20 protein-coding genes are annotated in these 24,411 nt (G+C 72.1%); 10 read left to right on the forward strand and 10 right to left on the reverse strand.

Annotation, left to right across the window (positions count from 1 at the left end):
- Window positions 1–56: 56 nt before the first annotated feature.
- Together ACKUU6_RS03490 and ACKUU6_RS03495 are read right to left on the reverse strand one after the other, a co-directional pair.
- Window positions 57–1,118, reverse strand: a complete 1,062-nt coding sequence (locus tag ACKUU6_RS03490) for an S-adenosylmethionine:tRNA ribosyltransferase-isomerase (RefSeq protein ID WP_407986939.1) — start codon at window positions 1,116–1,118, stop codon at window positions 57–59.
- Between the two features lies 1 nt (window position 1,119).
- A complete protein-coding gene (locus ACKUU6_RS03495; protein WP_407986940.1) occupies window positions 1,120–1,857 on the reverse strand; it encodes an SDR family NAD(P)-dependent oxidoreductase in 738 nt (245 codons plus the stop codon).
- A 202-nt stretch (window positions 1,858–2,059) separates the two neighbouring features.
- On the opposite strand from ACKUU6_RS03495, the gene ACKUU6_RS03500 reads away from it, so the two are divergent.
- Together ACKUU6_RS03500 and ACKUU6_RS03505 are read left to right on the forward strand one after the other, a co-directional pair.
- Complete coding sequence (locus tag ACKUU6_RS03500; protein WP_407986941.1) at window positions 2,060–2,791, forward strand: hypothetical protein; 732 nt, start codon at window positions 2,060–2,062, stop codon at window positions 2,789–2,791.
- 595 nt (window positions 2,792–3,386) lie between these two features.
- Complete coding sequence (locus ACKUU6_RS03505) at window positions 3,387–3,830, forward strand: DoxX family protein (RefSeq protein WP_407986942.1); 444 nt, start codon at window positions 3,387–3,389, stop codon at window positions 3,828–3,830.
- Window positions 3,831–3,986: 156 nt separating this feature from the next.
- On the opposite strand, the gene ACKUU6_RS03510 is transcribed toward ACKUU6_RS03505, so the two are convergent.
- Together ACKUU6_RS03510 and ACKUU6_RS03515 are read right to left on the reverse strand one after the other, a co-directional pair.
- Window positions 3,987–4,973: a hypothetical protein gene (locus ACKUU6_RS03510; protein WP_407986943.1), complete on the reverse strand. Its 987-nt coding sequence runs from the start codon at window positions 4,971–4,973 to the stop codon at window positions 3,987–3,989.
- A 264-nt stretch (window positions 4,974–5,237) separates the two neighbouring features.
- Window positions 5,238–7,658 carry a protease pro-enzyme activation domain-containing protein gene (locus ACKUU6_RS03515; RefSeq protein ID WP_407986944.1) on the reverse strand — a complete coding sequence of 807 codons (2,421 nt, stop codon included), beginning with the start codon at window positions 7,656–7,658 and terminating at the stop codon, window positions 5,238–5,240.
- Window positions 7,659–7,997: 339 nt separating this feature from the next.
- On the opposite strand from ACKUU6_RS03515, the gene ACKUU6_RS03520 reads away from it, so the two are divergent.
- Complete coding sequence (locus ACKUU6_RS03520) at window positions 7,998–8,717, forward strand: DUF5995 family protein (RefSeq protein WP_407986945.1); 720 nt, start codon at window positions 7,998–8,000, stop codon at window positions 8,715–8,717.
- A 93-nt stretch (window positions 8,718–8,810) separates the two neighbouring features.
- Here ACKUU6_RS03520 and ACKUU6_RS03525 read toward each other — a convergent pair whose 3' ends face one another.
- The 4 genes from ACKUU6_RS03525 to ACKUU6_RS03540 all read right to left on the reverse strand — a co-directional run bounded on the left by ACKUU6_RS03525 (window position 8,811) and on the right by ACKUU6_RS03540 (window position 15,522).
- On the reverse strand, window positions 8,811–10,646 hold the full coding sequence (locus ACKUU6_RS03525; RefSeq protein WP_407986946.1) for a M1 family aminopeptidase: 1,836 nt from the start codon (window positions 10,644–10,646) through the stop codon (window positions 8,811–8,813).
- Between the two features lie 341 nt (window positions 10,647–10,987).
- On the reverse strand, window positions 10,988–12,427 hold the full coding sequence (locus tag ACKUU6_RS03530) for a GuaB1 family IMP dehydrogenase-related protein (RefSeq protein WP_407986947.1): 1,440 nt from the start codon (window positions 12,425–12,427) through the stop codon (window positions 10,988–10,990).
- Window positions 12,428–12,633: 206 nt separating this feature from the next.
- A complete protein-coding gene (locus ACKUU6_RS03535) occupies window positions 12,634–13,275 on the reverse strand; it encodes a transglycosylase SLT domain-containing protein (protein ID WP_407986948.1) in 642 nt (213 codons plus the stop codon).
- A 192-nt stretch (window positions 13,276–13,467) separates the two neighbouring features.
- Window positions 13,468–15,522, reverse strand: a complete 2,055-nt coding sequence (locus tag ACKUU6_RS03540; protein ID WP_407986949.1) for an MMPL family transporter — start codon at window positions 15,520–15,522, stop codon at window positions 13,468–13,470.
- 141 nt (window positions 15,523–15,663) lie between these two features.
- On the opposite strand from ACKUU6_RS03540, the gene ACKUU6_RS03545 reads away from it, so the two are divergent.
- Window positions 15,664–16,146, forward strand: a complete 483-nt coding sequence (locus ACKUU6_RS03545) for a MarR family winged helix-turn-helix transcriptional regulator (RefSeq protein ID WP_407986950.1) — start codon at window positions 15,664–15,666, stop codon at window positions 16,144–16,146.
- Window positions 16,147–16,197: 51 nt separating this feature from the next.
- Here ACKUU6_RS03545 and ACKUU6_RS03550 read toward each other — a convergent pair whose 3' ends face one another.
- Window positions 16,198–16,839 carry a fasciclin domain-containing protein gene (locus tag ACKUU6_RS03550; RefSeq protein WP_407986951.1) on the reverse strand — a complete coding sequence of 214 codons (642 nt, stop codon included), beginning with the start codon at window positions 16,837–16,839 and terminating at the stop codon, window positions 16,198–16,200.
- A 101-nt stretch (window positions 16,840–16,940) separates the two neighbouring features.
- Window positions 16,941–18,542 (reverse strand): molybdopterin-dependent oxidoreductase, encoded by a 1,602-nt coding sequence (locus ACKUU6_RS03555; RefSeq protein ID WP_407986952.1) that lies wholly within the window; start codon window positions 18,540–18,542, stop codon window positions 16,941–16,943.
- A gap of 311 nt (window positions 18,543–18,853) precedes the next feature.
- On the opposite strand from ACKUU6_RS03555, the gene ACKUU6_RS03560 reads away from it, so the two are divergent.
- The 6 genes from ACKUU6_RS03560 to ACKUU6_RS03585 all read left to right on the forward strand — a co-directional run bounded on the left by ACKUU6_RS03560 (window position 18,854) and on the right by ACKUU6_RS03585 (window position 24,387).
- On the forward strand, window positions 18,854–19,441 hold the full coding sequence (locus tag ACKUU6_RS03560) for a sigma-70 family RNA polymerase sigma factor (protein WP_407986954.1): 588 nt from the start codon (window positions 18,854–18,856) through the stop codon (window positions 19,439–19,441).
- Complete coding sequence (locus ACKUU6_RS03565) at window positions 19,438–20,184, forward strand: anti-sigma factor domain-containing protein (RefSeq protein ID WP_407986955.1); 747 nt, start codon at window positions 19,438–19,440, stop codon at window positions 20,182–20,184. Before ACKUU6_RS03560 ends, ACKUU6_RS03565 begins: the two co-directional genes overlap by 4 nt.
- A gap of 96 nt (window positions 20,185–20,280) precedes the next feature.
- Window positions 20,281–21,603 (forward strand): NAD(P)/FAD-dependent oxidoreductase, encoded by a 1,323-nt coding sequence (locus tag ACKUU6_RS03570; protein WP_407986956.1) that lies wholly within the window; start codon window positions 20,281–20,283, stop codon window positions 21,601–21,603.
- Window positions 21,600–22,325, forward strand: a complete 726-nt coding sequence (locus tag ACKUU6_RS03575) for a DUF1365 domain-containing protein (RefSeq protein WP_407986957.1) — start codon at window positions 21,600–21,602, stop codon at window positions 22,323–22,325. The genes ACKUU6_RS03570 and ACKUU6_RS03575 overlap by 4 nt, the downstream gene beginning before the upstream one ends.
- Window positions 22,322–23,608 carry a class I SAM-dependent methyltransferase gene (locus ACKUU6_RS03580; protein ID WP_407986958.1) on the forward strand — a complete coding sequence of 429 codons (1,287 nt, stop codon included), beginning with the start codon at window positions 22,322–22,324 and terminating at the stop codon, window positions 23,606–23,608. Before ACKUU6_RS03575 ends, ACKUU6_RS03580 begins: the two co-directional genes overlap by 4 nt.
- A gap of 50 nt (window positions 23,609–23,658) precedes the next feature.
- A complete protein-coding gene (locus ACKUU6_RS03585) occupies window positions 23,659–24,387 on the forward strand; it encodes a DUF1295 domain-containing protein (protein WP_407992025.1) in 729 nt (242 codons plus the stop codon).
- The last annotated feature ends 24 nt before the right edge of the window (window positions 24,388–24,411 follow it).

The raw sequence follows: 24,411 nt of genomic DNA on the forward strand, positions 1-24,411 counted from the left end.
GCTCCACGGACGGCCCCGGCCCGGACCGGGGCCGCCCGCGGAGCGGGGCGCCACCGTCACGGCAGCAGCAGGTTGACGTCCCCGAACTCGTGCCACAGGTACCGCCCCCGAACCGCCTCGGCGTAGCACCGCTCCAGCAGCGGCCGCCCCGCCACCGCCTCCAGCAGGTGCAGGTGGGAGGCCCGGGGTTCGTGCCAGCCGGTGAGGAGGCCGTCGATGGTGCGAACGCCGCGGGACGGGGTGACGACCAGGTCGGTCCAGCCCTCGGCCGGGCTCGGCCGACCGTCGGAACGGGCCGCCGACTCCAGGGCGCGGACCACAGTCGTACCGACCGCGACCACCCGGCCGCCGCTGTCGCGGACGTGGTTGACCAGGTCGGCGGTGTGGGCGGGGACCCGGAACCACTCCGGGTACGGTGCCTCGTGCGCCTCGGGCGAGGCGACCCCGGTGTGCAGGGTCACCGGGGCGAGCAGGACTCCCCTCGCTGCCAGCCGGGCCACCACCTCGGGCGTGAACGGCCGCGCGGCACTGGGCATTTCGCTGCTGCCCGGCTGGTCGGCGAAGACCGTCTGGTAGGCGGCGAGCGGCCACTCGCGGTCCACGTAGCCGTACCGGATCGGCTTGCCGTACGAGGCCAGGTACTCCCCGGTCGGAGCGGGCAGCGCCAACCGCGCGTACCAGAGGCGCGGCGTGTGCGGGGCGGTCAACTCGGCCTTGCCGCCTGCCGGGAGAGCGATCGGCAGGCCGGCCCGGGCGGGTGAGAGCTCGGGCGGGAAGTACTCTGCCGCGCCGGTCGTGGGGCGGCGCAGCTCGACCAGGTGGTGGCCGCGCCGGTCGGGCCGGGCGGAGGAGAGGTGGAGGGTGACCGGCGTTCCGTCGGGGAGGCGGCCCGGCAGGGCGGCGGGCAGGGTGGCCGAGTTGTTGACCACCAGGAGGTCGCCCGGTTCGAGCACGGTCGGCAGGTCGGCGAAGAGCCGGTGCTCCGTGGCGAGCGGACGGCTACGGCCGACCAGCATCCGGACGCCGTCCCTGGCCAGTCCGCGGGCCTCCGCCGGTGCGCGGGCGGAGAGTTCGGCCGGGACGGTGAAGTCGAGCGGGTTCTCCAGTGCGGTGGTCATCTCAGCGCCCCCCGGTCAGATCCGAGACCAGGTAGCGCCCCGAGGCGGGCTGCCGGGTGAGCAGCGCGAGGATGCCGGGGACGGCAACGTCGCCGGGCAGCGGACGGTCGGAGATGTCCTCGCCCGGGAAGGCGTCCTGGTGCATCTCGGTCCGCATGTCGCCGGGATCGACCGCCCAGACCCGCAGCTCCGGTTCCTCCAGGGCCAGGACGGCGGAGGCGTGGTCGAGTGCGGCCTTGCTCGCGCCGTAGCCGCCCCAGCCGGCGTACGCCTCGCGAGCCGCGTCCGAGCTGAGGTTGACGACCGAGCCGCCGTGGCGCCGCAGTTGGGGCAGCAGCAGCCGGGTGAGCGCGATCGGCGCCAGCACGTTCACCTCGAAGGTCTCCAGCAGGCCGGGCAGCGGGAAGTCCGCCAGTGCGGGCATCGGCGCACCGGCGAGGTCGTACCCGGCCAGCGTGCTCGCGTTGTTGACCAGCAGACCGGCGCCGCCGAACCGCTCGGCGGCCTTGGCGAGCCGCTCCCGGTGGTCGTCGTCGACCACGGAACCCGTGAGCGCGACGACCTCGGTCACGGCCGCCAATTCGGCCTGCACGGCGGCCAGGGATGCGCTGCGGGCGGTGAGGACCAGCCGCCAGCCGTGCCGGGCCAGTGCCCTGGCGAGCTGGAGTCCGAGGCCCCGGGAGGCGCCCGTGATCACAGCGACGGGTCGGGAAGCAGTTCCTGCGGTGGTGGTGTTCATGCCTCCACTCTCCGCCGCCCGGTCCCCCGGTCGGATCGGCCGCCCGCCGGTCCTACGCCCGGCCGTTCGACCTAGGGCCTGCGCGGGCCATCCCCAGAAGAATCTGCCCTCCGCCCGCGACCGGTAGCGCTGTACGCCCGCGACCACGTACCGCTCGAATAATGGTCGGACCATCCGAACGTTTGCTGATAGCTTCCGTGGCGTGCCGAAGCTGAATCAGATCATCGCCGTCGAAAAGGGCGTCAAGTCCAAGTCCTTCCAGGAGCTGACCCAGGCTCACCACGACCTCCAGAAGCCTGCCCTGCTGGCCGGCATCGCCCGGACCTACCAGCCGAAGGACGAGGAGGGCGAGCAGCTGCCGCCCGAGTCAACCCGGGTGCAGGTGAAGGCCGAGGACATCCTGCGCAGCACCGCCGCGACCCTGACCCGGCTGTTCGACGTGACCGCCACCAAGGACCGGGCGAACCGGACGGCCGCCGCCGATGTCGTGGTGGACGGCACGGTCCTGCTGGCCGACGTCCCGGTGCCGTACCTGCTCTTCCTGGAGAAGCAGCTCACCGACCTGTACACCTTCGTCCGCAAGCTCCCGGTGCTGGACGCCGCCGAGTCGTGGAACCTGGACCCGTCGACGGACTCCTGGAAGACCGACCCGGTGCGCACCATCCGCACCAAGAAGGTGCCGCGCAACCACGTGAAGGCCGAGGCCACCGAGAAGCACCCGGCGCAGGTCGAGGTGTACTACGAGGACATTCCGGTCGGCTACTGGACGACCGTGAAGTTCTCCGGTGCACTGCCCGCCCGCCGGGTCAACGAGCTGACGGAGCGTCTGGAGAAGCTCCAGCAGGCCGTCAAGTTCGCCCGCGAGGAGGCCAACAACACCGAGGTCACCGACGAGCGGGTCGGCGACGCGGTGTTCGGCTACCTGTTCAGGTAGCCCCATGATCACCCCCCGTTCGAGCGGGGGGTGCGCTGAAGAGCGCAAGCTGAAACTGATGTTGAAGCTGACCACGGGACGACAGTGGGGGTTCGAATCCCTCCCTCGGCACCACAACGCGCCGAGGTGGCCCAAGCGGTAGAGGCACGTCCCATGAATCTCAGATTCTCGCTCCAGTCTCAGTATTCGCCGCCGATCACCGGATCGACCGGGCGTGGACGATCATCGACGGATGCGGGTTCAAGTCCCGCCTGTGCCTCTGACCGTGGCACGGTAGTTCAACGGGAGAACACGTCGATCTCAGAATGATCCGCACCCTTCAACGTGCCGGTGTGTGCAAGTGGGTGGCATCTCAGGGGCCCGGGGGCTGGATACGCTCCCGGGTCCCGTCACGTTTCGGCCTCCAACTCCCCGGCGTGATAAGTATGTTAACGCTCACAATCGTACGTGAGGAAACCATCAACAGACGGTCACGGAATCGTGAAGGCTCCATGGAAACCGCTGCATCTTGACCTGTACAAGGCGGAGCCTGGCCTTGCTCGCCGCCGTTGCGTCCCCCGTCGCAGCGGTCCCCTCTCCCCCATGGAGCCCCTCGATGTCCTTAATCCCCACCAGCACCGTGGATTCCGCCCGGCCCTACCTGGTCGGCCTGTCCCGGATAGCGATAGGCCTGCTGTTCTCCTGCCACGGCGCAGCCGCACTGTTCGGCGTCCTGGGCGGGATGAAGGGCGGCACGGTGGAGGCACTGACCTGGCCCGGCTGGTACGCGGCCGTGATCCAACTGGTCGGCGGCGTACTGGTGTTGCTCGGCCTGGGCACCCGGACGGCTGCGGTGATCTGCTCCGGCTCGATGGCGTACGCGTACTTCAGCGTGCACCAGAAGGTCGCCCTCTGGCCGATCCAGAACGGCGGCGTCGCCTCGGCGACGTACTGCTGGGCCTTCCTGCTGATCGCCGCCACCGGCCCGGGCGCGCTCGCCCTCGACGGACTCCTGGCCCGCCGGCCGGCCCGCGTCGCCGCCGAACCGGTCACCGGCTGACCTCCCCGCCTCGCCGTTCCGCCCCTCCGGAACGGCGGTGCGCTGCGAGTCGGCGGCCATGCCCCGGCTCGCGCCGCAGCACCCGGCCACGGTGCCACTCCCGGCCGAAGCACCCGAACACCGGGCGACCCCCAGTCGACACGCCCGCGTACCGCGCTACTCCCACTCCCACCGGATGCCGACCTGGCCGGGCTGCTGGTCGGGCGAGAGCACGTGGGCGCTGGCCGAGGCGCCGATCCAGAGCTGTTCCCGCCGCCGGTCCACGTCCTCTCCGGGCGCGCGGTCGTACCGTTCGCAGTGTGCGGGCACCGCCGCCGGGTCGAAGTGCACCTGGAGCACGTACTCGCGCACCGGTACCGCGAAGCGCCGCCCGTAGACGGTGGTCGGGCCGCCCGGCGGGATGTCCACCTCGTACTCGAACACCGTGCTGTCGCCGAGCCCCAGCGGGCGGTCGAGCATCAACTCGGCCACGATCAGGCCGATCTCGGGGCGACGGCGGACCCGGCCGAGCCGGGCGTGCCGGACGGAGGTGATCTCCGGGCAGCCCGTCGCCTCGTCGTCCGCCTTGTGCACCACCAGGCAGCGGCCGACGCCGCTCACGGTGGCCCGGACCACCTGGCGCATCCTCAGCAGGTTGCCGCGCCGCTCGGCGTCCACGTAGTACGCGTCATGGATGCTGAGCCGCTCCAGCTCGCCGATCGGCGGCGCGTCCAGCTCGCTGAAGACGTCCGATATCTGCTGCTCACCGGGCCAGACGTCCTCCAGTTGCAGGCTGCCGACGGCCGGGGCGGCGGCCCAGCGGCCGCGTGGGCGCGGCGGGGCGAGCAGCGCCGAGAGGCCGGTGTGCGGCAGGCCGAGCAGTTCCTCCAGCAGGTGGACGGCATGCAGTGAGGTGGCCCGTTCGGGCTGGCTGCGGCCGCGCCGCCAGTAGCTGAGGGTGGTCACGCTGACCCGGACGCCACCGACGGCGAGGGCGGCCCTGATCCGGTCGAGACTGAGGCCGCTCGCCTCGACGGCCGCGTTCAGGGCCTCGGCGAAGCTGCCGGCCGAACCGGTCCTGGCCATCGGCACGGCACCGGGTTGGGTCGTCCGCTGCTCGACCAGACGAAGCCTGCCGGCCTTCTGGGAGTGTTCTGAGCCCATCCGGATACCTTCCCCACCAAGCGAGTTCGGCGGGACCGGCCCGCCGCCGGTATGCGCTGGGAGTTGCGTGACCGAGCCGGGGGAACCCCACGCACGACGTGAGGGTACGTCATCGGTCGCAGGTATGACAGTGACCACGACAACAGTGGGAGAAGCTTGTAGATCTTGAAACACGGCGGAAACACCGCCGCCGGAGCGGGCCCGAAGGCCGGCCCCGGCGGCGGTGCCGCGTCAGGGGTACTCACGAGTACGGGATCGGGCAGGTCAGGAGGTGGCGACCGAGGCGTCGTCGATCACGAAGCTGGTCTTGAGCGAGGAGTCCTCCACGCCGGTGAACTTCAGGGTCACCGTCTGTCCGGCGAAGGACGAGAGGTCGAAGGACTTCTGCACGTAGCCGGCCGCCGCGTTGGCGTTGGAGTAGGTGGCCAGCGTGGTGGAGCCCGCCTGGACGGTCAGCTTGTCGTAGGCGGTGGTGCCGGTCTCGGCGGTGTCGATGTGCACCCAGAAGGAGAAGGTCGCCTTGCAGCCGGCCGGGATGGTGACGGTCTGCGAGAGGGTGTCGGTGTGGGCGGAACCGTAGCCGTCCATCCAGGCCTTCCAGGAGCCGGAGTGGGCGGCCTCCCCGGTGCCGTTGTCGACGACGCCGCTGCTCGCGGTCCACGGCGCGGCGGTGCCGGTCTCGAAGCCGCCGTTGCCGAGCAGCTGGGCCGGGGTGCAGGTGCTGCCGGTGCCGACCGTCCAGGTGAAGGAGGCGGAGCCGGTGGCGTTGGTGGTGTCCTTCGCCGTCACGGTGACGTTGAAGCTGCCGGCCGTAGTCGCGGTGCCGGTGATCAGGCCGGTCGAGCTGATCGACAGGCCGGTGGGCAGGCCGGTGGCGCTGAAGGTGAGGGTCTGGCCGCCGGCGCTGTCCGAGGCGCTGACCTGGAGGCTGACGGCGGTACCGGTGGCGGTGCTCTGGTCACCCGGGTTGGTGACCGTCACGGTGTTGCCGGTCGAGGTGCCGCCGAGCAGCGCGGTGCTCAGCGTGTCGGCTATCGGGCTGCCCCAGCCGGTGACCTGGTCGTAGCCGGTCTTGGTGGAGAAGTCCTGGTTCTTGCCGGTGACGGTGTCGTGGAAGGTGGTGCCGTAGCTCGCGCTGTTGGCCACCGTGTACAGCTTGGGGCTGGCCTCGCCGAGCACCGGCTTGCCCGCCGCCTTGGCCTTCTGGTTGAACAGTGCGGCGTAGCCGGACCACAGCGGCGCGGCGGCGCTGGTGCCGCCGTAGACCTGCCAGCCGCCGGCGGTGTAGATCGCGAATCCGCTGGCCGGGTCGGCGTTGGACGCCACGTCGGGGACGGTGCGCATGGTGCCGGTGACACCGGTGCCGGTCTGCCAGGACGGCTTGGCGAAGACCGTGGAGACGCCGCCGCCGGCGGTGCTCCAGGCGCTCTCGGAGGTGTAAGTGGTGCCGGAGACCTTGAGGTTGGTACCGCCGACGCCGGTCTGGTGCGGGCTGGAGGCCGGGAAGTCGACGGCCTTCACGGTGGAGCCGCTGGTGGAGCGGGTGCAGTCGCGCGAGCCGTCGTCACCGGAGGCCGAGAAGATCGAGATGCCCTGCGCGGCCGCCTGCTTGAAGGAGTTGTCGACCGCCGTCATGGAGGAGGCGGTGGTGTCGGGCTCGCAGGAGCCCCAGGAGATCGAGATGACCGAGACCCGGTTGTCCGCGACGATCTTGGCGGCCATGTCGATCTCGCCCTGGTCGCTGTTCGGGGCCTCGTAGACCAGCTGGGTCGCCTTGGGGGCGACACCGCGGACGATCTCGCTGTCCAGCTCGACCTCGCCCTGGCCGCCACCGGGCGCCGAGTCGTAGTTCGCCCCGTCCACGGAGACGGTGGAGACCGCGGGACCGGACAGGCCGTACTGGGTGTCGTACGTGCTGAGGTTGGCCGACTTGTAGCCGTCGAACTCCCAGAGGGCGACGGTCGTGCCGGTGCCGTCCGCACCCATGCCGTTGAGCTTGTAGGCCCCGTCGTACTGGCTCGGGCCGAAGCCGCTGGGCGTGGCGTTCGGGGTGGCGTTCGGCGCCGTCTGCGACTGGGGCCGCGCCAGGCGGGTGGTGCGCACCGTGTGGTTGTTCAGGCCGGAGACGCCCTGGACGACCTCGGCGAGGTCGGCCGGCACCGAGGCGGCCGCGTCGTTCGCGAAGAACGTCCGCTGCTGCTGCGGGTCGAGGTAGGCGCTCTCGTGGGTGCCGAAGGCCTTGGCGATCTGCTCGGCGGTGCCCTGGGCGTTCACCACCTGGCGGTTGTCGCTGACGCTCGCGACGGTCAGGCCCTGGCTCTTGAGGAAGCTCTTCACCTGCTCCACCGCGGCCTGGGTCGGGCCGTACAGCGCGGTGAACTGAGCGGGCGTCAGGTACTTGCCGTACTCGGCGGCGCCGGGCGTGGTCACCGCGGTGAGGAAGCGGTCCAGCTCGGCGGTGTTGCGCAGCTTGAGGCTGACAGCCACCGAGAGCTGCTGGGCGGCCGGTACGTCGCCCTTCTTCTCGGAGCGGGCGACCGCCGGGGTGACGGTGTTCGGCAGCGCGACGCGGGGGGAGGCGGCGTTCGGGGTGGGAGCGGCCTGGGCGGCGGTGACTCCGAGGGAGATCGCGGTCAGCGGCAGGACGGCAAAGGCTGCCGCCAGGGCGAGCGGGCGGGGGCGCACGGGATCCTCCTCTGGCCGGCATGTGGGGGCCGGCCGGGACTACGCGTTCCGGGATCGAAAACGCTTGCTAGAACATCCCAGAGCCCGCGCGCATATTGGCCAATGGCCAAGCAATTCATTACTAAAGAACAGTCAACTGTGGACGGGGAATTCAGAAACAGAATGGACACCGATCCATACAGTGAATGGATTTTCTGCCCGCCAGGGAAATCCCGCCCGCGCCACCCGGAGAGCCCGGCCACGCGCCCGCCCGGTTGCCGCGCGCCCCCTCGGCAGGGCCGCCGCCCAGGGCTACCATCGGATGATCCGACCGGCTCGCCGCGAGAGGCTGAACCCGCCATGACGATCAGTGAGATCCCGACGGTCGATCAGGTCATCGAGCGGATGAGGCAGGTGCAGGCCACCCTGCCGCCAGGTGACGGCGTCGGGGTCTTCAACGGGATGTACCTCACCGTCACCGAACTGGTCCAACAGCGCCTGACCGCAGGCTACTTCGACGATCCGGCGGCGATGGCCCGGCTGGACGCGATCTTTGCCGGGCGCTGGCTGGCGGCGGTCGACGCGGACGCCCGGGGCGCCCGCCCGACGACCTGCTGGCGCCCGCTGTTCGAGCTGCGCGGACACCGGGGCATCCACCTGCTGCAGTTCGCGTTGGCCGGGATGAACGCGCACATCGAGCACGACCTGCCGCTGTCCGTCGTGGACCTGTGCCGGGAGCTCGGCCGCGAGCCGGCCGCGTTCGAGGCGGACTACCTGCGGATCAACGCGCTGCTGGCCCAGGTCGAGGACCAGGTGCGGGACGAACTCCTTCCCGGCCCCGAAGTACTCGACCTGGCCGACCCGCTGCTGCACGTGATCGGTGTCTGGAGCATCGACCGCGCCCGCGAGGCCGCCTGGAGCACCACTGCCACGCTCTGGGAACTGCGCGAGATCCCGTTCGTCCGGGACGCCATGGCCGCGACGCTGTCCAGCTCGGTCGGCATGGTCAGCCGAGCACTCCTGACCCCGCTCAACGGCACCGGCGGGCGCGGCGAACCTCGGGCAACCACCGCCGGGTGAACGCGTCGGGGCGTGAGGCACCCGCGACGGGAGGTACGCACCAGGTGCGTCCGCCGCGCGCGGAGCCTCACGCCCCCGTCGGGGCTTCGCCGACTACCCCTCGATGCGGTGCGTGGTCCAGAAGGACGTCAGGTCGGTGGCGGTGGCAGCCTGGGCGGCGGCCTTGAACTCGGCGGTGGTGCTGACGCCGTACCAGTGCGCCTGGGCGTAGTCGTGCAGCAGCTTGGTCATCGCGGTGTCACCGATCAGCCTGCGCAGGTCGTGCAGGGCGCACTTGCCGTAGCCGTAGACGACGGTGGAGTAGCGCGAGGAGTGGGCGTCCCAGTACGCCATCGAGTTGGTGATCTTCTCGGCCGAGGAGGCCCAGGAGACGCTGTTCCAGCAGCTGGTGCCGGTCTTGCCCAGGGCGAGGTCGGTGGCGTAGTCGGTGAACGCCTCGTCCAACCAGGGGCTGGTGTACTCGTCGTCGCCGACGATGCCGTAGAACCACTGGTGGCCGAGTTCGTGCGTGAGCGCGGTGGTGCTGACCAGGTCGAGCACGAAGCCGGGGTACTCCATGCCACCGAACCAGAAGTTGTTGTCGAGCACGGTGTCCACCTCGCCGTACGGGAACGCGCCGAAGCGGCTCGCGTGGGCGTCGATGGCGGACTTGGCGGTGGAGAGCATCGACTGGGCGTCGGTGGAGCTGATGCCGCTCACCGAGTAGACGTTCAGCTTGACGCCGGCGGTGGAGGTGCCGGAGACCTTGCTGAACGGGCCGGCCGCCCAGGCGAAGTCGCGGACCTTGGTCGCGGTGGCGGTGCTGACGGTCCGTCCGCTGCTGCCGGGGATGTCCACGGAGGTCCCGGTGGCGGGGACGAGGACGCCGCTCGGGTGGTCCAGGGTGACGTTGAAGTCGGCGGCGAGCGAGTAGAAGGACTCACCGTTGTTGGTGTAGGGGTCGAGGTGCCAGCCGGCGCCGTCACGGACGGCGAGGACCGGCAGCGCGTTGCCGATGAAGTTGAACGCACCCTCGCGGCCGAACCGGTCCGCACCGCTCGGCACACTGATCGCGAGGTCGAAGCCGACCGTGCCGCCCTGGCCCTGGGCCAGCGGCGCGGGCAGGGTGATCTTGAGTGCGGTGCAGTTCACCGAGAGCGCGGCCGGGGTGCCGCCGGTGACGTTGGAGACGGTGATCGGGGTGGTCGGGCAGGACCCGTGCCAGTTGTCCCACAGCCGCAGGTAGACCTCGCTCAGAGCGACGGGCGAGGCGTTGGTGAAGTTGACGCTCTGGTGGCCCGTCCAGTTCGCGCCGGTGCTGTCACTGGTGAGGTTCACCGTGTACGCGGGCGCGGCGGGCGTGCGGGTCGAGTCGGTCGGGGGCGGGGTGCTGCCGCCCGAGACGTCCAGCGCGAAGTCGTCCAGGACGAAGCTGGTCTGCAGGCTGGAGTCCTCGGTGCCGGTGAAGGAGAGGGTGACGGCCTGTCCGGCGTACGCGGAGACGTCGATGGTCTTCTGGACGTACCCGGTCCTCGCGTCCAGGTTGGAGTAGGTCGCGAGGGTGGTGGAGCCGATCTTCGCGGTCAGCTTGTCGTACGCGACGGAGGTGGTGGTCTCGGCCGTGTCGATGTGCAGCCAGAAGGTGAGGCTCGCCGCGGAGCAGCCGGCCGGCAGGGTGACGCTCTGCGAGAGGCTCTCGGTGTGGGTGGAGCCGTAGCCGTTCAGCAACGCCTTCCACGAACCGGAGTGCGGCGCCTCGGCGGCGCTGTTGTCGACCACGCCACTGGAGGACGTCCAGGGAGCGGTGCCGGACTCGAAGCCCGGGTTGGCTATGACCTGCGTGGGGGTGCAGTCGGCGGCCTGGGCGGGAGCGCTGCCGGCTCCTGCCAGGGCGGAGGCGGCCAGCAGTAGCGGCGTCAGGGCTGCCGTGACGCTGAATCGGCTTCTCATCATGTCCTCTCGGCGCAAGTGGGGGTCGCGTCGGACATCGGGAGCGCATCGCCTGGGGCCCGATTGCCCGACGGGTGACGGAGGTTCACCTGGCGGAGCGTGACAGGAATGCCGAGATTTTGAAAGGGCCATGCCACTGGAAATTTGGCCCGACCGGCGGGCCACGGGCCGGCTGATCACTGCGTGAACTGCCCCATGCCGCAGCGGCGTTCAGAGCGGCACGCTGGACGGCGCGGTCGGCCGGGCGCTGCCCGGACCTGCGGAACGGCCGTGGCCGGCCCCCGCTCAGGCGGGGAACCGGCCACGGCCGTGACGGGCGATCAGGCCCGGCTGAGGGGCGATCAGGCCCAGCTGGCGTGCAGCGGCTTGCCCTCGGCGTACCCGGCGGCGCTCTGCACGCCGACGATCGCCTTCTCGTGGAACTCCTCCAGGCTGCGCGCACCCGCGTAGGTGCAGGAGCTGCGGACGCCCGCGATGATCGAGTCGATCAGGTCCTCGACGCCCGGGCGGGCCGGGTCGATGAACATCCGCGAGGTGGAGATGCCCTCCTCGAACAGCGCCTTGCGGGCGCGGTCGTAGGCCGACTCCTCGGAGGTCCGGTTGCGCACGGCGCGGGCCGAGGCCATCCCGAAGCTCTCCTTGTACTGGCGGCCGTTCGCGTCGGTGTGCAGGTCACCGGGCGACTCGTAGGTACCGGCGAACCAGGAGCCGATCATCACGTTGGAGGCACCGGCGGCCAGGGCCATCGCGACATCGCGCGGGTGCCGGACGCCACCGTCCGCCCAGACGTGCTTGCCGAGCCGGCGCGCCTCGGCGGCGCACTCCAGCACGGCGGAGAACTGCGGGCGGCCGACGCCGGTCATCATCCGGGTGGTGCACATCGCGCCGGGGCCGACGCCGACCTTGAGGATGTCCGCACCGGCCTCGACCAGGTCGCGGACGCCGACGGCGGAGACCACGTTGCCCGCCACGATCGGGATCTGGGGGTCGAGACCGCGGACCGCGCGCAGCGCGCTGATCATCGACTCCTGGTGGCCGTGCGCGGTGTCCACCACGAGCACGTCGGCACCGGCCTCGACGAGCGCCTTGGCCTTGCCGGCCACATCGCCGTTGATGCCCACCGTGGCGGCGATCCGGAGCTTGCCGGCCGCGTCGGTGGCCGGGGTGTAGAGGGTGGCGCGCAGCGCGTTCTTCCTGGTCAGCAGGCCGACCAGCTGACCTGCGGCATCCACCACGGGCGCCAGCTTGCGGTGCGCCTCGTTCAGCTTCTCGAACGCCGCGTGCGGGTCGATGCCCTCCTCCAGCAGCACCAGGTCACGCGACATCACCTCGGAGAGGCTGGTGAAACGGTCCACGCCCTGGCAGTCGGACTCGGTGACCACACCGACCGGCCTGCCGCCCTCGACCACCACGACCGCGTTGTGCGAGCGCTTGGGGAGCAGCGATAGGGCGTCCGCGACGGTGTCGCCGGGGGCGAGCGTGACGGCGGTGTCGTGCACCAGGTGGCGCTGCTTGACCCAGCCGATGACGTCGGAGATGACCTCGGTGGGGATGTCCTGCGGGATGGCCACCAGGCCACCGCGCCGGGCCACCGTCTCGGCCATCCGCCGGCCGGCGATGGCGGTCATGTTCGCCACCACGAGCGGGATGGTGGTCCCGCTGCCGTCGTTGGAGGAGAGGTCGACGCCCTGCCGGGAGCCCACGGCGGAGCGGCTGGGGACCATGAAGACGTCGTCGTACGTCAAGTCGTAAGCGGGCGACATGTCGTTCAGGAAGCGCATGAAAAGGGCTCTCTGGCTGGGAGAAGGTAGACCTCGGGTGCGGTTGCGGTCTGACCGCCGGGCGCACTCGGGCGCCCCGCACCCAACCGTCAATACTCATCGATACCCCGGCCGAAAGCCAGTTCACGCGGAATCGTTGATGATCCGCACAAGCTCGCCCGCCCGGCGTAGTCGCGCTGCTGTAGGAACCTACAGGCCGACCGGGCTCAGTAGCCGTGCCAGTGGGAGCCGTAGCCACGCGCCGCGGCCATCTTGTCCATGCCGCCGTAGACCGCGTCGCAGTAGCGCGAGCTGGCGATCAGGTTGTCCACGGGGTTGCGGATGTCGGTGTGCCCGGACAGCGCGTAGGTCTTGAAGGTCGGCTGGATCATCTGGGTCAGCCCGATCGAGGGCGTACCGGACTTCGCGTTGGAGTCCCAGCCGTTCACGGCCTTCGGGTTGCCGGTGGACTCGGACATCGCGGTGGCGCGCATCGCCTTGGCGGAGGGGACGGGCTTCCCGGCAGCACCGAGCAGGTCGCGGGCGTGCTGGATCCAGCCGTCCAGGTTGTCGGCGTAGACCGGCGCGGCGGGGGCGGCGGGGGCGGGCTCGGCAGCCGGAGCGGCCGGGGCCGCAGCGGGCTGCGCCACCGGCTCGACAGCCGGGGCGGCCGCCTCGGCGGGGGCGGCGGCCGCGACCGGGGCGGTGACCGGGGTGACCGGCTGGGCGGCAGCAGGCTCGGCGGCGAGGGCCTGGCTGACCGGGAGGATCGCGGTAACCGCGATCGCCCCGGCGACACCGATGCCGAGCACCTGGTTGGGCAGCCGGTCGTACCGTATTCGGACCTTCGAGATGGTGAACGCGCGCATGCCGCAGTGCCTCCGGGGGTGGGGTGAAAGTGGGCGCCACACTCGGGGCGCGCTTTCGACACTGCGGGAAGGAACGGGGCGCGGCAAACCCCCGTCCCGGCATGACGGACGCCACACTTGACACCGATTCGGCCCTCTACGAGCACAGTTGACGCCTCATCAGTACGTCCGTCGGCCCTCGGGTGAAGAACGTCACGCCCGCCGGCGCAGGCGTACCGGCCACCAGGCCCGGTCGCCGAGGTCGTACACCAGGGCCGGGACCAGCAGGGAACGGACCAGCAGGGTGTCGAGCAACACACCGAAGGCGACGATGAAGGCGATCTGCGCCAGGAAGGCCAACGGGATCACCCCGAGTGCGGCGAACGTCGCCGCCAGGACGACTCCGGCCGAGGTGATCACCCCTCCGGTGGCGGTCAGCCCGCGCAGCACGCCCTCCCGGGTGCCGTGGCGCAGCGACTCCTCCCGCACCCGGGTCATCAGGAAGATGTTGTAGTCGACCCCCAGCGCGACCAGGAAGACGTAACCGTAGAGCGGCACCGAGGGGTCGGTGGCGCTGAAGCCGAAGACGTGTGGGAACACCAGCGCGGAGACGCCGAGCGTGGCCAGGTAGGAGAGGGCGACGGTGGCGGCGAGCAGCAGCGGGGCGAGCAGCGAGCGCAGCAGCAGGACCAGCACGGCCAGGATGCAGAGCAGGACGGTCGGCACGACGACCGACCGGTCGTGCCGTGCGGTGACCCGGGTGTCGTACTGCTGCGCGGTGTAGCCGCCCACCCTGGCGTCCGCGCCCGGCACGGCGTGCACCGCCTCGCGCAGCCGCCGGACAGTGCTGACGGCCGCGTCGCTGTCGGCCGGGTCGGCGAGGGTGGCGTCCAGCCGGATCAGGCCGTCGACCTGCTTGGCCGAAGCGCCGGGTGCTCCCCCGGTGTACGGGCGGACGGCCGCCACCCCGGGTACGGCGGTGGCGGCGGCCGCCACCTGCTCGGCCCGGCCCGCCTCGGTCAGTACCACGGCGGGGTTGCCGGAGCCGCCGGGGAAGTGGGCGGAGAGCAGCCGCTGTGCCGCCACCGAGGGCTGTTCCTTCACGAACAGCTCGCTCTGCGGCACACCGCGCGAGTCGAGCAGCGGGGAGAAGGCCGCGCAGGCCACCAGTACCGCCAGTGCGGCGGCCCAGGTGGCCCGGGGGCGGCGGGCCACCAGCGCGGCGACCCGCTGCCAGACGCTGTGCGCCGGAGCGCCGACGGCGGGCGGCCGGGCCGGCCAGTACGCGGCCCGGCCCAGCAGTACCAGCGCCGCGGGCAGGAAGGTGAGCGCGGACAGTACGGCGCACCCGATACCGATCGCACCGACCGGGCCGAGGGCCTGGTTGTTCGTCAGGTCGGAGAGCAGCAGTACCAGCAGGCCGAGCGCCACGGTCGCACCGGAGGCCGCGATCGGCTCGACCGACCGGCGCCAGGCGATCCGCATCGCGGCGAATCGGTCGTCCTGGAGCCCGAGTTCCTCACGGAAGCGGGCCGAGAGCAGCAGCGCGTAGTCGGTGGCTGCACCGATCACCAGGATCGACAGCAGCCCCTGCACCTGGCCGTCGACCCGCACCACGCCGTGGTCGGCGAGGACGTACACCACCGCGCAGGCCACCCCGAGCGCGAACACCGCACCCAGGATCACCAGCAGCGGCAGCAGCAGGCTCCGGTACACCGCGAGCAGGATCAGCAGCACCACCCCGAGGGCGACTCCGAGCAGGAGGCCGTCGATACCGGCGAACGCCCCGACCAGGTCGGCCTGGACGGCCGCCGGTCCGGCGACACCCACGACGGTGCCCGGCACGGCGGCGGCCAGGTCGCGGATCGCCCGGACACTGTCGGCGGTCCCCTTCCCGAGGTCGGCGCGGAGCTGGACCACGCCCTGCACGGCCGCGCCGTCCTCGGAGGCCAGCAGCGGCGAGGACTGACCGGTCGCCCCGGGGACGGCGGCCGCGTCCCGCAGGGCCTGCCCCGCACCCTGCCGGACGGCCTCGTCGACCCGGCCGCCCTCGCCCTGCCAGACGATGACCACGGGCAGGGTCGCTCCGGCCTGGAACTCGGACGCCAGACGCGCGACTTCGGTCGATTCGGCACTGCGGGGCAGGAAGGCGGCGCCGTCGTTGGTGGCGACCTCCGAGAGCCGGCCCGCGTACGAGCCGAAGGCCCCGCCGAGGCCCAGCCAGAGGGCCAGCAGGACCAGGGGGACGAGTAGTCGTCGAGCGGGCACGGGGAGCTCCTTCGGCCGGATGGGCAGGTCGACCGGAGGATAATATCTCAACTATCAAGAGACTTGATGAATAAGAGATCACCGACCGGAGACCCGCGACCGGGCCGCTAGGCTGAAGACCCCCGCCCTTGGAAGGTCGCCTTGGCAGAGCAGCACCCGTCACCCGCCAGCCGGGACTTCGCCCTGCTGCTCCAAGGGCTGGCCTCCGAGATGAATCTGCTCGGCCACGACTTCGCGGACGCCCAGGGCCTGCACAGCACCGACGTCCAGGCCCTGCTGGCGATCCTGCGGGCGAACGGCGGCCAGGGCGTCACCCCAGGCAAGCTGCGCGAGGAACTGGCCCTCACCTCCGGTGCGGTCACCGCCGTGCTCGACCGGCTGGAGCGCGCCGGGCACGTCCGGCGGACCAGGGACGCCAACGACCGCCGGCAGGTCAGGGTGCACCACAACCCGGGCGCGACCCGGATGGCCGGCCGCTGGTTCGTACCGGTCGCCGAGCGGACGGAGCTGGTCCGGAGCGAGTTCAGCGCGTCCGAACTCGCCGTGGTGGTGCGGTTCCTGAGCCGGATGACCGAGGAGCTGGAGCAGCTGCGGGCCGACCGCAGGACGGGCGGTCGGCCCTGACCCGCCGCACCGCCCGGCCGGAGCAGGGCGGTGCGGCGGATGGACGGTGCGTCAGGAGGTCGGCATCAGCACCGTGTCGATGATGTACACGGTGGCGTTCGCCGTCTGCACGTCACCGCAGAGCACCTTGGCGTTGCCGTTGACGGTGAAGTCCTGTCCCGAACCGGTCACCTTGAGGTCGCTGCCCTCGAGGGTCTTGTGCGTGCCGGCCAGTGCGGCCGGGGTGAGCCGGTCCGGGGTCACGTGGTAGGTGAGGATCTTGGTGAGCTTCTCCTTGTCGGCGAGCACGGCGTCCAGGGTAGCCTTCGGGATCTTGGCGAAGGCGTCGTTGGTCGGGGCGAAGACGGTGATGTTGTTCGCCGAGTTGAGGGTGTCGACAAGTCCGGCCTGCTTCACGGCGGTGACCAGGGTGGAGAGCAGCGGGTTGTTGGAGGCCGCGGTGGCCACCGGGTCCTTGGCCATACCGGAGAAGCTGCCCGAGCCGTCCTTCGGCACGGCCGCACAGGCCGCGCCGAACGGCTGGTCCGCCGCCATGGCGGAGGCGCTCGTCACGGCCGCCGAGGCGGAGGCCGAGGAGGAAGCCGACGTGGAGGCCGTGTCGGAACCGCTGCTGCAGGCGCTCAGGCCGAGCACCAGGGCGCCGGCGGCGAACAGGGCGGCGAGGGACGAGCGGCGGGAGGTGTGCACGGACATGGGAACTGCTCCTTAGGAAGAGGTGGAAAACCGGTTCCGGGCAAGGCTGTGGTGCCGCCGGAACCTGAGGGAGGGTCAGCGTGGAGTGGGGAAGTGGGGGTTCAGGTGACCGTCACCACGGTGCTGTGCCAGCCCGTGGCTCCGGCCGGAAAGGGGGACGCGCGGTCCTCGGTCTGCACCGCACCGGTACCGTCGGTGGCCCGGACCTCCAGCCGGTGGGTGCCCGGCCGGGCGCCCGACCAGGTGAGGCTCCACTGCCGCCACAGGTCCGGCCCGGCGTCGGTGGCGAGGCGGGCCTGCGTCCAGGGGCCGCCGTCCACCCGTAGCTCGACCGCGGCGATGCCCCGGTGGGTGGCCCAGGCGGTCCCGGCCACCGTCACGTCACCGGCGGCCACCCGGGCGAACGGCGCCGGGACGTCGATCCGGGAGGCGGTCCGCACCGCCCCTGTCCGGTCCCAGCCACGCTTGACCCAGTAGGGGTCGTGGGCGGCGAAGGTGGTCACGTCCAGGTCGACCAGCCACTTGGTGGCCGAGGTGTAGCCGTAGAAGCCGGGGACCACGGTGCGGCAGGGGAAGCCGTGCTCGACCGGCAGCACCTCGCCGTTCATCGCCACCGCCAGCAGGGCGCGGCGGCCGTCGAGCACGGACTCCAGCGGGGTCCCGATGGTCATCCCGTCCTGCGAACGGCCGACCAACTGGTCCGCACCGGCGCGGACCCCGGCCCGGCGCAGCAGCGCGGGCAGCGCCACCCCGAGCCAGCGGGTGGTGCCGACGTAGGGGCCGCCGACCTCGTTGGAGACGCAGGAGAGTGTGTGGTCCAGCTCCTCCAGCGGGTACCGCAGCAGCTCGTCGTACGTGATCAGCAGGGGCCGGTCGACCAGGCCGTGGATCCGCAGGGTCCAGCGGCGCGGGTCGATCCGGGGGAGCGTCAGGGCGGTGTCGACCCGGTAGAAGTCCCGGTTCGGGGTGACGAAGGGGGGCAGCCCCGGCGTTCCAGGGCCGACCCCGGCCGGCAGCGGCGGGGCGGGCACGGCGGGGGCCGGCAGCCGTACGGCGTCCCGTGCGGCGGAGACGTCGTACCGGCTGTCGCTCAGCCTCCGGCCACCGGCCAGCGCCAGGCCGCCGAGCAGCACCGTGCCACCGGTGGCGGCCAGCAGCACCCGCCGGGGCGGACCGCCGCTCGGAGGCTCGGTCCGTGCGGAGACCGGACCGTCCTCCGGGACGGCCACGGCCCGCGGCGGCCCGACCAGTGCGGCCAGCAGGACCAGCGCGGCCGCTCCCACCGCGCCCGCCGCCAGCGCGGGGAGCGCGTCGGCGGGACCGGCCACCGGGCGCGACAGCGCCGCCCAGACGGCGAGGCCGCCGAACAGGACGAAGACCGCCGCCCCGAGTCCCCGCCGCCGGACAGCGAGCAGGCCCGCGAGGACGGCGAGCCCGGCCATGGTGAGCTGGATGCCGGCCAGCAGGACCGGCTTGTCGTTGGTGCCGAAGGTCCGGACGGCGTACTCCTTGAGCGGAGTCGGCGTCAGGTCGATCGCGGCCGAGCCGACCGCGATCACGGGGGCGCTGTCCGGCCCGGTGAAGGCGGCCACCAGTTCACCGGCGCCGACCGCCACCACCGCGGCGGCCAGGCCGACGGCGGCGGCCGCGGCGAGCCGGGCCAGGCGGTTTCGAAGGGGCGGTTTCTTGCTCACGCTGCCCATTCGGTACCGGTCCGTCACCGGATGGGTCGAGTTCGAGAACTTCTTTTCCGGCGCCTGACGCGGCATCAGGGACTGGACCTGTAACAAGGACGCGTACCGCTCGTTCACCCCGAGTCCGGGCCTTGCCAGCAGCCGAGGGAACCGGCCCGGCGGACCGGCCGGGAACACCTGCTCGGCAGGACCCATCCGACCGGCGCGCGGCTCCGAAAGCCAGGTGTCGAGTCCGCACCGACCGGCGGGATGACCGCCGGCAGCTCTGGAGGTAACCGTATGCCCCACATCGGCCCGTACCACGGCCGGGAGGTGGCCCGGTGAGCAGCAACGTCGTCCAGCTCTCCGGTCCGCAGTGGCGAGGCCCTGATCTCCAGGAGCTGGTGGCCAAGGCCGCCTTCGGTGACCAGGACGCCTTCGGCCGGTTGTACGACGCGGTCGCCGGACCGGTCTTCGGCCTGGTCCGCCGGGTGCTGCGGGATCCGGCGCAGTCGGAGGAGGTGACCCAGGAGGTGATGCTCGACCTCTGGCGCAACGCCTCCCGTTATCAGCCGGAGCGCGGCGAGGTGCTGCCATGGGTGCTGACGATGGCCCACCGCCGGGCGGTGGACCGGGTGCGCTCCGCACAGGCCGCCGCCGACCGGGAGCAGAAGGTGGCCGCCCGCTCGCACGCCCCGGTCTTCGACGAGGTGGCCGAGCAGGTCGAGGGACGGCTGGAGCGCGAGCAGGTCAGGCGCTGCCTCAAGTCCCTGACCGAGCTGCAACGGGAGTCGGTGACCCTCGCGTACTACCGGGGTTACAGCTACCCGCAGGTGGCGGAGCTGCTCGCACTGCCGCTCGGTACCGTGAAGACGAGGATGCGGGACGGCCTCATCCGTCTGCGTGACTGCCTGGGGGTGGGGACATGAACAGCGCGCCCGATCTGCACACGTCCACCGGCGCGTACGCCGCGCACGCGCTGGACGAGCCCGAACGCGCGGAGTTCGAACGGCATCTGGCGATCTGCCCGTCCTGCGCACAGGAGGTGGCCGAGTTCGCCGCCACGCTGGCCAGGCTGGGCGCGGCCGAGGCGGCCACCCCGCCGCCCGAGTTGAAGCAGCAGGTGCTGGCCCGGTTGCCGTCGGTCCGTCAGCACCCGCCGCGCACACCGGAACCGGAGGGCACCGGCCGCCGTCCTGGCCGGGTCGGCCGGGCACTGCCGAGGATGGCCCTGGCCGCCTCCTTGGCGTCCGCCGTACTGCTCGGCGGCGTCGCCGTGCACCAGCACGACGAGGCTGGCCGGGCCAGGGCGGAGGCGCTCCGGCTGCAGGAACGGCAGGCCGGTTTCGAGTCACTGCTCACCGCCCCGGACGCCCGGACCAGGTCCGGCCCTGCCGGGAGCGGCGTCGGCACCGTGGTCTGGTCGCAGAGCCGGGGACAGGCCGCCTTCCTGGCCGCCGGGATGCCGGCACTGCCGGCCGGGCGGACGTACGAGCTCTGGTTCAACGACGCGGGCACCATGCGCCCGGCCGGTCTGATGCCGGCCACCGACGGAGCACTGCTGCTGGACGGCGCGATCCGTGGGGCGGCCGGGATCGGCGTCACGGTCGAGCCCAGCGGCGGGTCGAGCCACCCGAGCGGTGCGCCGGTGCTGCTGCTGCCGTTCGCCTGACGGCGGCCCGGCGCCTCCCCGATCGGAGCAATCCGCGCCACCTCCGGCTCCGAAGTACCGGTGCAGACCAGTACTTCGGAGCCTCGGAGGGCCCCCGTGACCTACACCGGAACCACCCCCACCACCGCCCGGCACCGTGTCAGTCCCGGCGGCCGCCGGGTGGCGGTGATCGGGGCCGGGGTGTCCGGGCTGACCGCCGCCTACGAGCTGCGCAGGGCCGGGGCCGAGGTGGAGCTGTTCGAAGCCGACTCCCGGCTCGGCGGCCATGCCCACACCCAGGCCGCCACTTCGGCCGACGGGCGCGAACTCGCCCTGGACACCGGCTTCCTGGTCCACAACGATCGCACCTACCCCGAGCTGACCCGGCTGTTCCGCGAGCTCGGCGTGCAGACCAGGGTCAGCGAGATGAGCATGTCGGTACGGTGCGAGGGCTGTGGCCTGGAGTACGCCGGGGCCCGTGGACCGGCCGGTCTGCTGGCCCGGCCGAGCAGCGTCCTGCACGGCCGGTACCTGCGGATGCTGGCCGAGGTCCCGCGCTTCCACCGCCGGGCCCGGCGGCTGCTGGCGGACCCCGGCGCGGGTGACCCCTCGCTGCGCCGGTTCCTGGTCGACGGCGGCTTCTCTCAGTACTTCGTCAGCCACTTCGTGACCCCCGTGGTCGCCGCCGTCTGGTCCTGCGCCCCCGACCTCGCGGGCGACTACCCGGCGCGCTACCTGTTCGCCTTCCTCGAGAACCACGGCATGCTCGGCGTCACCGGCTCGCCCACCTGGCGCACGGTGGTCGGCGGCTCGCAGACCTACGTCCGGCGGATCGCCGAGCGCCTGCCCACCGTGCACCGCTCGGCCCCGGTCCGCTCGGTGCACCGACACCCGGACGGCGTCACCGTGACCACCGAGGACGGGCGGCGGTACCGGGCCGACGGGGTGGTGGTGGCCACCCACGCCGACCAGGCACTGCGCCTGCTGGCCGACTCGACGCCCGCGGAGACCGAGGTGCTCGGGGCCTTCCGCTACTCCCGCAACCCCACCGTGCTGCACCGGGACGCCTCCCGGCTGCCCGAGGCCGCGTGGGCCCGGGGCTCCTGGAACTACCTGATGGCCGACTGCCACGACGACGCCGACCAGGTCCAGGTCAGTTACCACCTGAACCGACTGCTCGGCCTGGACACCGCCGAGGACTACCTCGTCACCCTCAACGACGACCGGCACCGCCCGGTCCCGGAGCGGCACGTGGTCTCCCGGACGGTCTACGAGCACCCGGTCTACACCGCCGCGACGGTCGTCGCCCAGCGTCGCCTGCCCGAACTCTCCCGGGGCCGCACCGCATTCGCCGGGGCGTACCACGGCTGGGGCTTCCACGAGGACGGCTGCCGCTCCGGCCTGCAGGCCGCCCGGAGCGTGCTCGGGGTGCCGGCATGACCGCCGCGCTGCCCGGGCCGTGGGGCGCGGCGCTGTACGAGACCCGGATCACCCACGTCCGGAGCACGCCGCTCCGGCACGCCTTCCGGCACCGCACCAGCCTGTGGCTGGTCGACCTGGACCGGCTGCCGCCGGTGCCGGTCTGGCTGCGCCCGCTGGCCCGGTTCCGCGCCGCCGACCACCCGGGCGCGCCCGGGCTGAGCCTGCGTCAGAACCTCGACCGTTATCTGGCCGAGCAGGGTGTGGACCCGCCCGGCGGCCGGGTGCTGATGCTCACCCAGGCGCGTTCGCTCGGGCACGTGTTCAACCCGCTCACCGTCTACTGGTGCCGGGACGAGGCCGACCGGCCGGTCTGCACCGTCGCGGAGGTGCACAACACCTACGGGCAGCACCACCGCTACCTGCTCCGGCCGGAGCAGGTGCGCACGCCGAAGGAGTTCTACGTCTCACCGTTCTTCCCGGTGGACGGCGACTACCGGATGCGCCTGCCCGAGCCGGACCAGCGGCTCGACCTGACGATCCGTCTGGAGCGCGACGGTGCACCCGCGTTCACCGCGACCGTACGCGGCGAGCGCCGCCCGGCCACCGTCCGCACCCTGCTGGCCGCCGTGCTTCGGCACCCGTTCGCGACCTTCGCGGTCAGCCTGCACATCCGCTACCAGGGCATCCGCCTGCTGCTGCGCGGCCTGCCCGTCCACCCCAGAGAGGTACCACCGTCGTGACTTCCGTGGCAGACCCGACCACCACTCCCTCCGCCGGAATCGACCCCACCCGCTGGCCGGACGTGGCCCGGGTGCCGGACGCGCCGATACGGGCCGCAGTGGCAGGCCGCCTGCTGGCCCGGATCGCCCGTCGGCACGGCCTGCGGATCGAACTCCCCGGCGGGCGGATGCTCGTGCCCGCACCGGCAGGTGCGGCCACCCTCCGGCTGCACCGGCCCGGGGACTTCCTCCGCCGGATCGGTGCCGGCGGCCTGATCGGCTTCGGCGAGTCCTACCAGGCCGCCGACTGGGACTCCCCCGACCTGGTCGCGCTGATCACCTCGCTGGCCACCGACCCGAGCACCCTGGTGCCGCCCGGCACGCGGTGGCTGCGGCGCCTCTACGTGCAGCGCCCACCCGCCACCGAGCTGGGCAGCACCGAGCACGCCCCGCGCAACGTCCAACGTCACTACGACCTCTCCAACGAGCTGTTCGCGCTCTTCCTCGACCGGACCATGAGCTACTCCTCGGCCCTCTTCCCCACCGACGTGCGCAGCGGCGCACCACTGGCCGACTGGCACTCCCTGCCGACCGCCCAGCACCGGAAGATCGACCGGTTGCTCGACCTGGCCCGGGTCGGCCCCGGCCGCACCGTGCTCGAAATCGGTACCGGATGGGGTGAGTTGGCAATCCGGGCTGCTGCCAGGGGCGCCCGGGTGGTCAGTCTGACTCTCTCCGCCGAACAGCTCGCACTCGCCCGCCGCCGGATCTCCGAGGCCGGTCTCGCCGACCGGGTCGAGGTCAGGCAGTGCGACTACCGCTCGGCCGAGGGCTCGTACGACGCGGTGGTCAGCGTGGAGATGATCGAGGCGGTCGGACGGCCGTACTGGCCGACGTACTTCAGCACCCTGGACCGGGTGCTCGCGCCCGGCGGACGGGTCGCGCTGCAGTCCATCACCATGCCCCACGAGCGGATGCTCGCCACCGCCGAGACGTACACCTGGATCCTCAAGTACATCTTCCCCGGCGGGCAGATCCCCTCCGTCGAGGCCGTGGCGCAGTCCGCCGAGCGGCACAGCTCGCTCCGGCTGACCGAGGACCGGAGTTACGGTCCGCACTACGCCGAGACGCTGCGGCTCTGGCGGGAGCGCTTCACCGCACGGGCGGACGAGGTCGCGGCGCTCGGCTTCGACCCGGTCTTCCGGCGGATGTGGGAGCTCTACCTCGCCTACTCCGAGGCCGGGTTCCGCTCCGGCTACCTGGACGTGCGGCAGTTCCTGCTGACCCGGGGGGACGCCCGGTGAACCCGTTCCTCCTCAACCTGCTCGCCACCGCTGGCGCCGCCCTGGCGGTCATGCTGGCCGCCTTCGCGGTGGGCCTGCGCAGCGGGCGCCACCGCGGGGTCGACATCGCCTGGGGTCTCGCCTTCGCCGCCGTCGCCCTGACCGGGTACGGCCTGTCGGCGGGTCACGGGGGCGACGGACGGCGGCTGTTGGCGACCGCGCTGGTGCTGGTCTGGGCCCTGCGACTGTCCGCACACATCTGGTGGCGTTCGCGCGGCGCCCCCGAGGACCCCAGGTACGCCCGGATGCTGGCCCGCCGGCCCGGCCCCTGGTACGCGCTGCGGAAGGTGTACCTGTTGCAGGCGGCTATCCTCTGGTTCGTCTCACTGCCGGTCCAGGTCGCCCAGTACCTGCCGGGCCCGCTCGGGCCGCCGGCCGCCGTCGGGGTCGCGCTCTGGGCGGTCGGCCTGGCCTTCGAGACCGTCGGCGACCGGCAGTTGGCCCGCTTCAAGGCCGATCCCGCCAATCGCGGCAGGCTGATGACCCGCGGCCTCTGGGCCTGGACCAGGCACCCGAACTACTTCGGCGACGCCTGCGTCTGGTGGGGTCTGTTCCTGCTCGCCGCCGACCACCCGGCGGGCTGGGCCACCGTGCTGAGTCCGCTGCTGATGAACTGGCTGCTCGCCTACGGCAGCGGGAAACCGATGGCCGAACGCGGCCGCAGCGCCGCCAGTCCCGAGTGGGCCGCGTACGCGGCCCGCACCAGTGGCTTCTTCCCCCGGCCGCCGCGCCGGAGTTGACGTGCCGGTGGCCTGGCCGTCGGC

Origin of the sequence: Kitasatospora sp. CMC57, assembly GCF_045866025.2 — a bacterium.
Taxonomy (GTDB): Bacteria; Actinomycetota; Actinomycetes; order Streptomycetales; family Streptomycetaceae; genus Kitasatospora.

Bases quoted from the DNA above. Each gene is read 5' to 3' on its own strand.
- ACKUU6_RS03490 (WP_407986939.1), bottom strand. From the start codon at position 1,118: ATGACCACCGCACTGGAGAACCCGCTCGACTTCACCGTCCCGGCCGAA.
- ACKUU6_RS03495 (WP_407986940.1), bottom strand. From the start codon at position 1,857: ATGAACACCACCACCGCAGGAACTGCTTCCCGACCCGTCGCTGTGATC.
- ACKUU6_RS03505 (WP_407986942.1), top strand. From the start codon at position 3,387: ATGTCCTTAATCCCCACCAGCACCGTGGATTCCGCCCGGCCCTACCTG.
- ACKUU6_RS03510 (WP_407986943.1), bottom strand. From the start codon at position 4,973: ATGGGCTCAGAACACTCCCAGAAGGCCGGCAGGCTTCGTCTGGTCGAG.
- ACKUU6_RS03520 (WP_407986945.1), top strand. From the start codon at position 7,998: ATGACGATCAGTGAGATCCCGACGGTCGATCAGGTCATCGAGCGGATG.
- ACKUU6_RS03525 (WP_407986946.1), bottom strand. From the start codon at position 10,646: ATGAGAAGCCGATTCAGCGTCACGGCAGCCCTGACGCCGCTACTGCTG.
- ACKUU6_RS03530 (WP_407986947.1), bottom strand. From the start codon at position 12,427: ATGCGCTTCCTGAACGACATGTCGCCCGCTTACGACTTGACGTACGAC.
- ACKUU6_RS03535 (WP_407986948.1), bottom strand. From the start codon at position 13,275: ATGCGCGCGTTCACCATCTCGAAGGTCCGAATACGGTACGACCGGCTG.
- ACKUU6_RS03550 (WP_407986951.1), bottom strand. From the start codon at position 16,839: ATGTCCGTGCACACCTCCCGCCGCTCGTCCCTCGCCGCCCTGTTCGCC.
- ACKUU6_RS03555 (WP_407986952.1), bottom strand. From the start codon at position 18,542: ATGGGCAGCGTGAGCAAGAAACCGCCCCTTCGAAACCGCCTGGCCCGG.
- ACKUU6_RS03565 (WP_407986955.1), top strand. From the start codon at position 19,438: ATGAACAGCGCGCCCGATCTGCACACGTCCACCGGCGCGTACGCCGCG.
- ACKUU6_RS03575 (WP_407986957.1), top strand. From the start codon at position 21,600: ATGACCGCCGCGCTGCCCGGGCCGTGGGGCGCGGCGCTGTACGAGACC.
- ACKUU6_RS03585 (WP_407992025.1), top strand. From the start codon at position 23,659: ATGCTGGCCGCCTTCGCGGTGGGCCTGCGCAGCGGGCGCCACCGCGGG.